At 74.5% G+C, this 13,002-nt stretch carries 6 protein-coding genes and 1 pseudogene; 6 read left to right on the forward strand and 1 reads right to left on the reverse strand.

Annotation, left to right across the window (positions count from 1 at the left end):
* The first annotated feature begins 312 nt into the window (after positions 1-312).
* Complete coding sequence (locus tag ACFWOG_RS33615) at positions 313-1,161, forward strand: SAM-dependent methyltransferase (protein WP_380362985.1); 849 nt, start codon at positions 313-315, stop codon at positions 1,159-1,161.
* A gap of 40 nt (positions 1,162-1,201) precedes the next feature.
* Here ACFWOG_RS33615 and ACFWOG_RS33620 read toward each other — a convergent pair whose 3' ends face one another.
* Positions 1,202-2,038, reverse strand: coding sequence for an SDR family NAD(P)-dependent oxidoreductase (locus tag ACFWOG_RS33620; RefSeq protein WP_380362987.1), 837 nt, complete (start codon positions 2,036-2,038; stop codon positions 1,202-1,204).
* A gap of 88 nt (positions 2,039-2,126) precedes the next feature.
* Between ACFWOG_RS33620 and ACFWOG_RS33625 the strand changes: the two genes are divergently transcribed.
* The 5 genes and pseudogenes from ACFWOG_RS33625 to ACFWOG_RS33645 form a co-directional block, all read left to right on the forward strand.
* Positions 2,127-3,086, forward strand: a complete 960-nt coding sequence (locus ACFWOG_RS33625; protein ID WP_380362990.1) for a helix-turn-helix transcriptional regulator — start codon at positions 2,127-2,129, stop codon at positions 3,084-3,086.
* A gap of 470 nt (positions 3,087-3,556) precedes the next feature.
* Positions 3,557-4,822 (forward strand): ATP-grasp domain-containing protein, encoded by a 1,266-nt coding sequence (locus ACFWOG_RS33630; protein WP_380362992.1) that lies wholly within the window; start codon positions 3,557-3,559, stop codon positions 4,820-4,822.
* Positions 4,823-5,155: 333 nt separating this feature from the next.
* Positions 5,156-11,578: an amino acid adenylation domain-containing protein gene (locus ACFWOG_RS33635; RefSeq protein WP_380362994.1), complete on the forward strand. Its 6,423-nt coding sequence runs from the start codon at positions 5,156-5,158 to the stop codon at positions 11,576-11,578.
* Positions 11,575-12,450 (forward strand): alpha/beta fold hydrolase, encoded by an 876-nt coding sequence (locus tag ACFWOG_RS33640; RefSeq protein ID WP_329881831.1) that lies wholly within the window; start codon positions 11,575-11,577, stop codon positions 12,448-12,450. The genes ACFWOG_RS33635 and ACFWOG_RS33640 overlap by 4 nt, the downstream gene beginning before the upstream one ends.
* 4 nt (positions 12,451-12,454) lie before the next feature.
* Positions 12,455-13,002: pseudogene (locus ACFWOG_RS33645) on the forward strand (hypothetical protein); the annotation flags it as partial.

Here is a 13,002-nt window from a genome sequence, read left to right on the forward strand (position 1 = left end):
GGGGGGGGGCCGCCCCCGGGCCCGGGGGGGGCTGCTATCGGGGACGCTTGGGGGGGGGGGGGGGGGGGGGGGGGGGGGGGGGGGTGGGGTCGGTGCGGCGCAGGGGGCCGACGTGGCCGCAGAAGCGGGCCGGAGGCCGCTCGGCGGCCCGTCCGAGGGGCCGCCCGGGGGCCCGCCCCGGGGCCCGGAACTCGCGGCCACCACCTGCGGATTACGGTTACCATGCGCACCATGGGTCCGCCGCCCGGCTGATCGCCGGGGCCGGGCACGGGTGACACGGAAACGACAACGGGGTCGAAGGGGAGGGCGAGGATGTCGCGCGCTGACTGGGTATCGGGGGACCGGGGCGGGGAACAGACCGGGTGGACGGGCGTCGACCTGCGGATGGACGTCCCGCACTCGGCGCGGGTCTACGACTACCTCATCGGCGGCAAGACCAACTTCGAGCCCGACCGGGTCGCCGCCCACGCCTCCGTCAAGGCCTGGCCGGCCCTCCCGGTCTCGATGCGGACGACCCGCACCTTCATGGAGCGCGTCGTCCGCCACCTGGCGGAGAAGCACGGCGTGCGGCAGTTCCTGGACATCGGGACGGGCATCCCCACCTCGCCCAACGTGCACGAGATCGCCCAGGGCGTCGCGCCGGATGCGCGGGTCGTCTACGTCGACAACGACCCGATCGTGCTGACCCACGCGCGCGCCCTGATGTCCAGCACCCCGGAGGGCCGCACCGCCTACCTGGACGCCGACCTGCGCGACGTCGACTCGATCCTGGACTCGCCGCGCCTGCGCGAGGTGCTCGACCTCTCCCGGCCGGTGGCGCTCTCGCTGATCGCGATCGTGCACTTCGTGCTGGACGGGGACGACCCGCAGGGCATCGTCCGCCGGCTGATGGACCGGCTCGCCCCCGGCAGCTTCCTCGCCCTGACCGTCTTCACCGGCGACACCGACCCGGTCGGCGTCGGCGGCGTCGGTCGCGAGTACAACGCCCGGGGCATCCCGCTCCAGATCCGGGACAAGGCCGAGACCCTCGCGTTCTTCGACGGCTACGACCTGCTCGACCCCGGGGTCACGCTGGTCCACCACTGGAACCCGGACCCGGACGCCGCGCCGGTGCGGGACGCGAGCATCGCGATGTACGGGGGCGTGGCCGTCAAGCGCTGAACCGCGGCGCCGCCGGGCCGGGCGAGGCGGCGCGTTCGCCTCAGCTGTTCCGCAGGATCCGGTAGGCCGTCCCCGGGTGGACCCGCAGCAGTGCGAGCAGCGTCCGTGAGACGCCGACCGCGATCACCGGCCGGCCGCGCTCCAGCCCGCGGACGACGGCCCGGGCGGCCGCGGCCGGCGGGATCTTGCGGGCGGCGCCCTCGCGGCCGGCCGTCATCGGCGTGTCCACCAGGGGCAGCACCACCTCCTGGACCCGGAGCCACGGGGTCTCGTCCTCGGCCCGGTAGCGCAGCGACCGGAGCAGGGTGTGCACGGCGGCCTTGGTCGCGCAGTAGACCGGTGCCGACTTCTTGGGCGCGTAGGCCAGGCCCGAGGTCACCGCGACGAAGGCCGTCTCGCGGCCCGGGCCGCCGCCGCGGGCGGCGCCCCTGCGGGCGCTCCCGGAACGGCCCGGGTCCCCTGCGCTCCCGGCGGTTCCGGCGGTTCCGGCGCTCCCGGCGGCGGGGCCGGTGAGGTGGGGCCAGCTCGCGGCGGCCAGTTCGACCACCGAGCGCAGGTTGACCGCGAGCTCCTGCTCGGCGAGCGCCAGGACCTCGAGGTCCGGCCCCCGGGTCAGGTCGATCAGGTGCTGCACGCCCGCGTTGGCCACCACGACGTCGAGTCCGCCGAGGAACCCGGCGGCGAGGTCCACCACCCGCGTCGCCTCGCCCGCCACCGCGAGGTCGGCGGTGAACGACCCGAGGCCGGCCCCCGACCGGTCCGCCCGCCGTCCGCAGGTCACCACCCTCGCCCCGGCGGCGGTGAGGGCCCCGGTCAGGGCGAGGCCGACCCCGCTGGTGCCGCCGGTGACGAGGATGCGCTTTCCGTTCACGTTCATGGCGGCCAGCCTGGGGCCGGGTGCGGGCGCCGGCTTGTACCAGTGCGCCACCGCCGCGGGCCCCGGCAGCCGCCGGTAGCATCGCGCCGTGCCCACCGCCGTACGGGAGATGGCGCGGACCGTCCACCCGGAGCTGGCCGGCGCCGCGCTCGCCGCGCTGCTCCGGCACGGGTCCGGGCCGCTCGGGCCGGCCGGGCGGACCGTGCGTCGGCTGCTCGCCGCCGGTGCCCCGGTGCCCGAGGGCGTGCACCGGGAACTGCTGGGTGCGCTGTACGGCTGCGGACGGGAGGCGGTCTCCGACGCCGGGCGGCTGCTCTTCGAGCGGCCGCGGGATCCGCTGCTGCGCGCGCTGATGACGGGGGACGACATGGCGGCGCTGATCGCCCGCGCCCGTCCGGTCGAGCTCTGGCTCCACGTCGGCCACCGGACCCGGACGGTGCTGCGGCCGGGAGAGCTGACGGTCGGTCACCGACGTTACCTGGGGGGTGATCCGGTGTCCGCCGAGAGCGTCTTCGTCTGCGCGGTGCACACCGCCGCCGTGGCGGCCGTGACCGGACGCCCGGTCGAGGTGGCGCTGCTCGCCGCGGACGGCGCCGTCCTGGCACCCGACGCACCCTGGCGGCCCGGTCCGGCGCCCACCGTCCGGGGGTGGCGGCTGCGGTGGGACGAGCGGGCCGGCCCGCCCGGTCCCGCCCGGCCCTCCACCGCCGGGGCGTCCGCCACCGGCCTGCCGGGTGCGGCACGGGAACTGATCGCGGGAGAGCCGGCGGCGGACTGGCGGCTCTCCGCCGTGGCCGCCGCACTGGGCGTCGCGCCGCGTACCCTGCAGCGTTCCTTCACCCGGGCGGGGACGACCTTCCAGGCCGAACTGGCCGCCGTCCGGCTGGACGTCGCCGGCCACCTGGTCCGCCGGACCCGGCTGCCGCTCGCCGAGATCGCGGCCGCCGCCGGCTTCACCGACCACCCGCACCTGACCCGCCGCTTCCGTGCGCACCACGGCTGCGGGCCGGCCGAGTTCCGCCGCCGGGGCGCCGGCGGGGCCGAGTGACGGAAGGGGTGTGGAGAGAGCCGTGTACCCCCGAGGTGCTGTCTGCCAATAGCGGGAGAACAGTTGCGCCAGGCGGCGGCAGGGCCTTGACGGGCCGGTGTTTCACCGGAATGCTGATCGAGGCACCGAGCGGTCGAGGGTGCCCGGGGGCGGCTCTGCGGAACAACGAGCCGGGGTGCCTCGTCGAATCCTGCACAGCCCGGCGTGGATCTGCCGGGATCGGTCCACGGGGGGAGGCGGAAATGAACGGACGGTTCGGCGGTGTGCTGCGCGGCGCACCCGGACGTTGTCCCGGCCGCCTGCTCCCCGCTGCGCCGGGCGGGTGTTAGAGCCTCACACACGTATCAGCGTGCGACGCCGACTGGTCGCGCCGGAAGCCGGGGGAGCGGTGACCGGGGGCGAACGGTCGGCGCACAGGTGCGCCATCGCGCAATGGCGGGTTGTTCATGGCCAGTAGGGGGACTGTTTCAATGGCGAAACCGCGAGTTCTGGTTATTGGAGACAGCATTCGGCTTGTCCGGAAAGCCGGGCCGGCGAATGTCGACGTCGTTTATGCGCAGAAGCCTTCGCAATTCGATCCGGCGGTCGTCCCGCATTGCGATCAATTGTTGTTGGTGGATTATCAGCACGTGCCGACCGTCGTCGCTCTGGCACGGGCGCTGCACGGGGTGCAGCCCCTCACCCGCGTCGTGACGCAGACGGAGGCGGCGCAGCTGGTCGGCGGGCACCTGGTCGACCTGCTGGGGCTGCCGGGGAACGGCGCCCGCACGACGCGTCTGCTGCACGACAAGTCGGTGATGCGCGCGCTGCTCAACGAGCAGGGGATCGCGGCGGTGCCGTTCGTGGTCAATCCCACCCGCGAGGAGTTGGCGGAGTTCGTCGCGGCGCACGGTGCGGCGATGGTGAAGCCGACCAAGGGCTCGGGCAGCCTGGGGGTGCGGCCGGTCGGCTCGGTCGACGAGGTCGACGAGGTGTGGGCCTGGTGCGAGGAGTTCGGCATCGGGGACTTCCTGGTCGAGAAGCTCCTGGTGGGACCGGAGTTGAGTGTCGAGGCCTTCTCGGAGGCGGGTCGGCACACGGTCGTCGCGGTGACCGCTAAGGACACCGAGGGCGGGGTCGTCGAGCTCGGGCACGTCGTGCCGGCTTCCTTCGACGGCGAACAGCTCTCCGCCATCAGGGACCTGACGGTGCGTCTGCTGGATGCGGTCGGCCTCCAGGACGGCCCCTCGCACACCGAGATGATCCTTACGGCCGAGGGGCCGCGGATCGTCGAGTCGCACTGCCGGCGGGGCGGGGACTTCATCAACGACCTCGTGCGCCTGGTGTACGGCGTGGACCTGGAGGAGGCGACGTACCGGCTGGCCGGACCGTCCGCCCCTCTGGCCGATCTGCGGCCGGCGCGGGGCGCTGCGGCGGTCCGCTTCCTCACGGCCGCGCCCGGGACGGTCGTCTCCGTGGCGGGGCTGGCCCGGGCGCGGGAGCTCGACGGTGTGGTCGTGGCCGCCGTGAGTGTCGAACCAGGTTCCGTCGTCAGTGAGTTGCGCTGGTCGGAAGACCGGTGCGGGCACGTCATCGTGCAGGCCGAGAGCGCCGAGGCGGCGGTCCGGCTGGCCCGGAAGGCGGCCGAGTGTATCGAGATCGTCACCGAGCCCGCCCCGGCGGCGGCCGAGCGACCGGCCACGCTGGACGGGCTGCTGGGCGAGTTCGACGAAGTCCTGGACCCCTTCGAGGCGTAGCCCGAGGCGCGGTCCGGGGTGTGGTTCGAGGCACGGCCGGGCGGCTCGCCGCCCGGCGGTGACGGCCGGACGCCCCCGTCGGCCTCCGCGTCCTGACTCCCGCGTCCTGCCCCGTGCCGGGGGCGCCGAGCGGCGCCCTCCGGCCGCTGCCCCGTCGCGCCCGGACCCGGGTCCGGGGCCGGCCCCGGGGCGGTGCGGGTGCGACGGGGCGGGGTGGCCGTCGGGCCTGAAACCCTTGCGGCGTTCGGTAGTTGTTCGGCAGGCGTTCGACCGCCGGCCGACCCCGCAGTCTTGAGTTAGACAAACCAGTCCATTCGCGGCAGATGGAATGTCATGACCCTGATATCCAGCACGCAAGACGACGGTTCCCTCTCCTACACCCAGGAGAGCCTGTGGCTGTTCCACCACCTGGCCCGCCCCGACGAACCCGCGTACAACGAATCCCTGGCCTTCGAGCTGGCGGGCAAGGTCGACCCGGCCGCCGTACGCGGCGCCGTCCGGGCGGCCGTCGAGCGGCACGAGGCGCTCCGCACCCGGTTCCGCGCGGCCCCGGACGGCCTGCCGCGCGCCGAGGTCCTCGCAACGGTCCCGGACACGCTGGACTTCACCGACCTGCGGACGCTGGAGCCCGCCGAGGCCGACGCCCGCGCGGAGCACCTCCTGGCCGACCACCACCACCGGCCGTTCGACCTCGGCACGGCTCCGCTGCTGCGCACCCTCCTGGTCGCCCTGCCCGAGGACCGGTGGCTGCTGGCACTGACGGCCCATCACATCGTGGTCGACGACTGGAGTCTGCGCCTCGTCCTGGAGGAGGTCGGCGAGGACGTCCGGGCGATCACCGAGTCGGGGAACCCGGTGCGGCGCCCCGGACCGGCCGCCACGTTCCGCGACTTCGTGCGGAGCAGCAGGGCGGCCTTCGAGCGCGGCGAGTACGCCGAGCAGATCGAGGCCTGGCGGCACTCGCTGGCGCACAGCCCGGACCTGCTCGGCATGCCGCTGGATCGCCCCAGACAGGCCCGGCCGACCTTCCGCGGCAGCAGCCGTACGCTCACCGTGCCGCTCACCGAGGTCGAGCCGCTGCTGGAGGCGGGCCGGCGCGAGTGCCGGGCCACGGCCTTCCCGGTCTTCCTGGCGGCGTACGCGGCCCTGCTCAACCGGTACACCGGCCAGGACGGGTTCGCCATCGGCACCACGGTCCTGAACCGGCCGACCGAGGCGGACCTGTCGCTGGTCGGCTGCTTCGTGAACACGCTGCCGCTCGCCCTGCCCGTCGACCGGGAGGCGCCGTTCCGCGACCTCCTGGAGGCGGCCCGGGAGGCGACCGACCGGCTGCTCGACGACGGCGACGCCCCGTACCCCAAGGTGCTGGAAGCCCTCGGTGCCGAGCGGGCCGTCAACCACAACCCGGTCTTCCAGACCATGCTGACCCTGCTCGGGCCGGAGCCGGAGCTGGACCTCGGTCCCGAGGCCACGGCCCGCTACCGCCCCGTGCGCCGGACCGCCGCCAAGTTCGACCTGATGCTCTACATCGCCCGGACGGACGGCGGTTACGAGTTCGAGCTGGAGTTCAACACGGACCTGTTCGACCCGGAGACCGCCGAGCGGCTGCTGGGGAACTACGCGCGGCTGCTCAGGGCGCTCGCGACCTCCGTCGACGCCCCGGTCGGCGCTCCGTCGATGCTCGGCGAGGACGAGGAGCGCCTGATCCTCGACACCTGGAACGACACCGCGAAGGCGTACCCGCCGGGCACGGTCGTCGACGTGATCGAGGAGCAGGTCCGCCGCACCCCGGACGCCGTCGCGGTCGAGTACGGCGACCGGCTGCTCACCTACGACCTGCTGAACCGCAGGGCCAACCAGGTGGCGCGGGCGCTGCGCGCCGGGCTCGGCGACGCGCCGGGCGGCGTGTCGCGCGGCCCGTTCGTCGGCGTCTACATGGAGCGCTCCGTCGAGATGGTCGTCGCGCTGCTCGCGATCGTCAAGGCGGGTTGCGCGTACGTGCCGATCGACCCCGACTACCCGGCCGCCCGGATCGAGTTCATGATCCAGGACGCCGGCCTCCCGCTGATCCTCACCCAGGAGCGCCACCGTGCCGCGCTCGAAGCGACGGGCACCGGCGGCGCCGCCCTGCTGGTCCTGCCGGACCCCGCCCTGGACACCGAGGACGACGCGGACCCCGTCCGCGCGCTCCGTCCCGACTCGCCCGTCTACATGATCTACACCTCCGGGTCCACCGGGCAGCCCAAGGGCGTGATCAACCGGCACGACTCGCTGGCCAACCGGCTCCACTGGATGCAGGACGCCTTCGCCCTGACCGGCGAGGACAAGGTCCTGCAGAAGACGCCCTACAGCTTCGACGTGTCCGTCTGGGAGTTCTTCTGGCCGCTCATGGTGGGCGCGGCCGTCGTCGTCGCCGAACCTGGCGGGCACCGGGACCCGGAGTACCTGAAGCGCGTCATCCGCGACCACCGGGTCACCACCGTCCACTTCGTCCCCTCGATGCTCAACGTCTTCCTGGAGGCGGAGGAGCTGACGGAGCACTGCGGCTCCCTGCGGCGGGTGGTGTGCAGCGGCGAGGCGCTGCCGCGCAGGACGCTGGAGGTGTTCGCCGGGGCGCTGGACTGCGAACTGCACAACCTCTACGGGCCGACCGAGGCCGCCATCGACGTGTCGCACTGGGCGTGCACCCTCGACTACCCCGGCCAGGTGGTGCCCATCGGCACACCGATCGCGAACGTCCGGCTGTACGTCACGGACCGCCACCAGGTGCTGCAACCGGTCGGCGTGCCGGGCGAGTTGTGCATCGGCGGCGTGGCCGTCGCGGCCGGCTACCACCGCCGGGACGAGCTGTCGGCGAAGGTGTTCCTCGACGACCCGTACGGCACGGAGCCCGGGGCCCGGCTGTACCGGACCGGGGACCTCGCCCGCTTCCTGCCGGACGGCCGGATCCAGTACCTGGGGCGCATCGACAACCAGGTCAAGCTGCGCGGACTCCGCGTCGAGCCGGACGAGGTCGCGGCGGTGCTGCGCGAGCTGCCGGGCGTGCAGGACGCCACCGTCGTCGTGCACACCACCGGCGCCGCCCAGGCGCTGGCCGCGTACGTGGTGCCCACGGGCGACGGGCTCGACGCGGAGGACCTGCGGTCCCGGCTGCGCGGCCGGCTGCCGGAGTTCCTCGTCCCGCAGTACCTGGTGGCCGTGCCGGACCTGCCCACCACTCCGAACGGCAAGCTGGACCGGCGCGCGCTGCCCGACCCCGTCGCCGCCGGCGCGTCGGCCCGGAGCGCCGCCGCGCTCGCCGGACCTCGTCAGCACGAGGTGGCCCGGGTCTGGCGCGAGGTGCTCGGCGTCGGCGAGGTCGGCGCCGACGACCGGTTCTTCGCGCTCGGCGGCGACTCCATCCTCGCGCTGCGGGTCGCGGCCCGGCTGCGCGAGGCCGGTTACGCCGTGGAACTGCGCGACGTGATCGCCCTGCCCACGGTGGCCGAACTGGCCGCCGCGCTGGAGGAGCGGGACCCGCAGGAGCCGGCCGCCGCGGCGGACCCGGGGCCCTTCGGGCTCGTCGGCCCGGCCGACCGGGCCCTGCTGCCGGTGGACGCCCTCGACGCGTGGCCCCTCACCAGGCTCCAGTCGGGGATGATCTACCACTCGCTGCTGGACGAGGACTCGCCGGTCTACCACGACATCTTCGACTACGAGTTCTCCGGTGAGGCCAGCTCCGGCGAGGCCCGCTCCGGCGGGGCCGAACCGGATGAGGCCGACGCGGAGGTCCGCGCCGGGCAGGTCCGGCAGGCGATCGCCGCGACGGTGGCCCGCCACCCCCAACTGCGCTCCTGCTTCGACCTGGAGCGGTACGGCGAGCCGTTGCAGATCGTCCTGCCGCGGGCCGACGCCGCCGTGGAGGTCGTGGACCTCACCGGACTGGCCCGCGCCGGACAGGACCGGGCGATCGCGCAGTGGGTCGAGCAGGAGAAGCTCCGCCCCTTCGACCTGGCGGCCCCGCCGGTCCGGTTCCGCGTCCACCTGCGGGACGCGACGCGGTTCAACCTCGGCGTCTCGTTCCACCACCTGATCCTCGACGGCTGGAGCGTGGCCCTCGTGGTGGCCGGGATCCGCGAGCGCTACGCGGAGTTGCTCGCCGGGCGGGAGCCGGCGGAACCGGCCGCGGAACCCGGGTTCGGCGGCTACGTCGCGCTGGAGCGGGCGAGCGCCACGAGCGCTGCGGAGCAGGAGGCCTGGCGGCGCCTGCTCGCCGGGTTCCCCGCCACGCTCCCGGCCGGTCCGCAGCCCGACGGCTCGGTCGAGACGGCGACCCTGGAACGGGACGTCCCGGCGGAACTCGCCGAGCGGCTGCGGCGGAGTGCGGCCGGGCTCGGTGCGCCGCTGAAGTCGGTCTACCTGGCGGCGCACTGCGCGGCACTGGCCGACCTCACCGGCACCGCCCGCCTGATCACCGGCCTGGTCGGCCACGGCCGGCCCGAAGTCCCGGGCGGCACCGAGATGGTGGGCCTGTTCCTGAACACGGTGCCGCTCCCCGTGGAGGTGCCGGAGACGCCCGGGCCCGATCTGGTCGCCGCGGTCTTCGCCGCGGAGCGGGCGGTTCTCCCGCACCGGCGGTTCCCGCTCGCCGAGATCGAACGCCTGCGCGGCGGGCCGCAGTTCGACGTCGTGTTCAACTACACGGACTTCCACGCCTACACCGGTCCGGCGGACGGCGTCCGGATCGACGGCGCCCGGTACTTCGAACTGACCAGCTTCCCGATGGTCGTCCACGTCCACAAGGACCAGTTCGACGGTGTGACGCGGCTGGCGGTCTGCCACGACCCCGGCCGGATCAAGTCCTCCGCCGTCGAGCGGTTCCTGGACGGCCTGCTGGAGGCGCTGGAGTCGCTCGCGGCCCCGGACGCGCCGGGACAGGTCGCCGCCCCGGACACCGGGGAGCCGCTGACGCTCCCGGGCACCCGGGCGCCGGAGGCCGCACCGGCGGCGCCGCACACGGCGGCGGACGACCGTCCCGCCGGGGCGGAGACGGCGATCGCCGGGATCATCGCCACCGCGCTGGGCGTCGACGCCCTGGCCGTGGACGCCAACTACCTCGACGCGGGTGTCGACTCCATCACGTCGATCCGGATCCTCGCCAAGATCCGCAAGCTGTTCCCGGCGGCCGTCATGCGCGACGTCATCGAGCTGCGCACCGCCCGCGCCCTGGCCCACCGGCTGGAGAGCCGTGACCGGGACGCCGTGCAGGACGAACCCGTCCCGGCGGGTGAGGGCCTTCCGGCACCGACGGCCGATCTGCCGGACGGCGTCGTCGACGCCTACCCGGCCACCGCCATGCAGCTCCAGATGATCGGGGCCACCCGGCGGGACCCGGCCCAGTCGGCCTACCACGACGTGTTCGCCTACACCGTCCGGCTGCCGCTGGACGAGCAGGCCCTGCGGGAGGCGCTGCGGCGGGCGACCGCATCCACCGCGACCCTGCGGACGGCGTTCCTGCTGGACGCCCGGCCGGTGCCGCTGCAGCACGTCCACGCCGCGGTCGAACCCGACCTCGTGGTCGACGCCACCGGGCGGCCCGGTGCCGCCGACGAGTGGTTCGAGCGCGAGCGCGGCTCCGGCTTCACCTGGGACCGGCCCGGTCTGATCCGGTTCGCCGCCCACCGGACCGGAGCGGAGGGCTTCGTCCTCTCGTTCGGCTTCCACCACGCGGTGATCGACGGCTGGAGCCTCTCGCTGCTCGTCCGGGACCTGCTCACCTCGTACGCGGCGAGCCTGTCCGGGGACGGGTCCTCCGGGGAGAGCCCGTCCGGGCCGGCGCCGCAGTCGCCGGTGCCGCCCGCTCCCGCCTACCGTGACTACGTCAGGGCGGAGGTCGCGGCCCGCGACTCGCAGCAGTCCCGCGCCTTCTGGCGCGAGGTCCTGCGCGACCACCCCGGGACGCCGCTGCCCCGCTTCGCACCCGACGGCACCGGCAGCCGCTGGACGGAGACGACCCTCACCGTGCCCGCCGGGCAGGAGGCCGCGCTGCGCGAGGTCGCCCGGCAGGCGGGCTGCCCGCCCAAGTACCTGATGCTCGCCGCCCACCTGCGCGTCCTCGCGCTGATCAGCGGTCGGCAGGACGTGGTGACCGGCGTCTTCACCCACGGCCGGCCGGAGGCGGAGGGTGCCGAGCGGATGACCGGCATGTTCCTCAACTTCCAGCCGCACCGGGCCCGGCTGGACGACCGGACCTGGAACGAGCTCGTCGAGGCGGTGTTCCGGGCGGAGGCGCGCGCCCTGCCGCACCGCCGCTACCCGACCGCGGCCGTCGCCCGCGACGTCTCCCACGACCGCGCGGCCGGCCCCGCGGCCGACGTCGCCGCCGGCGCCGACGCCGGGCTCGACGCCCTCGGACGCGTCGCGCTCTTCCCCGCGCTGTTCAACTACACGGAGTTCCCGGCCTACGCCGAGGCCGCCGACGGCGGCGCCGTCATCACGGACGTCCGCTGGTTCGAGCACACCGACGTCCCCTTCCTGGTGAACGTCGGCCGCGACATCGGCCAGTCCCGCCTGGAACTGACCGTCAACGCGGACGGCCGCCTGCTCCCGCAGGCGGTGACCGAGGCCGTCGCCAGGCTCCACGTGGCCGTCCTGACCCAGATCACCACCGACCCCACCGGCCGCGTCCTGGACACGACCGACGAGATCCGCGCGATCGGAGCCGAACTCCGGGCGCGACAGCTGCCGACCGACGGAGAGGACACCCAGAACCGATGACCACCACCCGTACCCCCGAGACCGAGCAGGTCCTGACCTTCGAGCAGCCGGACGGCTACCGGACCCACTACCGGGTCTGGGGCCCCGCGCAGGCCGACGACGTCGTCGTCATGCTGCACGGCGGCATGAGCCACTCGGGCTGGCAGGCGCCGCTCGGCACCCGCCTCGGGCAGCTGCCCGGGACGGCCTTCGTCGCCGTCGACTTCCGCGGCTCCGGGCTCAACGACGGCCGCGGGCACATCCCCGCCGGTCAGCTCGCCGTCGACGACATCGCCCACCTGCTGCGCCACCTGAAGGACTCCTACGGCCGGATCCACCTGGCCGGCTGGTGCTTCGGTGCCCAGATCGCCACCGTGGTCGCGACCGGCCTCGCCGGCCAGGAGGTGATCAGCAGCCTGATCATGACCTCGCCCGGCTTCTTCTTCAACGACCGCTACAACGACGTCCTCGACCGCTCCATCGACGCCGCCCTGATCGCGGCGGAGGAGCTCGGACTGACCCCCGAGCCGGACCGCGCCTTCATCCAGATCCCGCTGCGCACCCCGGACTTCACCGACCGCCCGGAGTGGCACGCGTTCATCGACGCCGACGAGCTGCGGCTGCTGCGGATCACCGTGGGCACCATCGACGCCTGGGAGGAGATCGCCGTCCGCTCGGAGAAGGACTTTGCGGGGATCGGTCCGCTCCCGCTGCTGGCCGTGTTCGGCACCCGCGACAAGCTGGTGGACAACGCCCGCGTCCGCGCGTTCCTCGCCACCCACCCGGACCTGCGGGTGCACGAGCTCGACACCGGCCACGCGCTCCAGTTCGAGGAGCCGGACGCCCTGGCCGCGCTGCTCGGGGACTTCATCGGTCACCCGGTGGCGGGCTGATCCCGTGACGGCCGGACCCGAACCCGACATCGACGTGCCCGCGGACCGCGTTCCGGTCGGCGTGCCCGTGGACCGCGCCCCCGACGGCGCACATGACGCCGAACCCGACGGCGCACGCAGCGGTGCGCCCGGGGGCGGCGCACCCTCGGGCGTCAACCGCTACCGCCTGGCGCTGACCACCCCCGGTGCGCTCCGCTTCGTGATCCCCGGGCTCCTCGCCCGGTTCCCGATCGGCATGACGGGCATCAGCATCCTGCTCTTCATCCGCTCCGTCGGGTACGAGTTCGGGACCGCCGGGGCGCTGTCCGCCACCTCCGCCGTGGGCTTCGCGGTGGCCGCGCCCCAACTGGCGCGGCTGGCGGACCGGATCGGCCAGCGCCGGATCCTGCTGGCCTGCGCCGCCGTCGGCGCGGTCGACGGCGCCCTGTTCGTCCTCTCCGCGCTGCGCGGGGCCCCGCTGTGGACGCTGTTCCCCGCCGCGGCGGTGATGGGCGCCGCGACGCCCGCGATCGGCTCGATGGTGCGGGCGCGGTGGAGCGGGCTGCTCTCGGG

Origin of the sequence: Kitasatospora sp. NPDC058406 (assembly GCF_042722765.1) — a bacterium.
In the GTDB taxonomy this organism is placed as follows: Bacteria; Actinomycetota; Actinomycetes; order Streptomycetales; family Streptomycetaceae; genus Kitasatospora.

What these genes read in the sequence shown, in the direction of transcription:
- ACFWOG_RS33615 (WP_380362985.1), top strand. Translation starts at nt 313, where the DNA reads ATGTCGCGCGCTGACTGGGTATCGGGGGACCGGGGCGGGGAACAGACC.
- ACFWOG_RS33635 (WP_380362994.1), top strand. Translation starts at nt 5,156, where the DNA reads ATGACCCTGATATCCAGCACGCAAGACGACGGTTCCCTCTCCTACACC.
- ACFWOG_RS33620 (WP_380362987.1), bottom strand. Translation starts at nt 2,038, where the DNA reads ATGAACGTGAACGGAAAGCGCATCCTCGTCACCGGCGGCACCAGCGGG.
- ACFWOG_RS33630 (WP_380362992.1), top strand. Translation starts at nt 3,557, where the DNA reads ATGGCGAAACCGCGAGTTCTGGTTATTGGAGACAGCATTCGGCTTGTC.
- ACFWOG_RS33640 (WP_329881831.1), top strand. Translation starts at nt 11,575, where the DNA reads ATGACCACCACCCGTACCCCCGAGACCGAGCAGGTCCTGACCTTCGAG.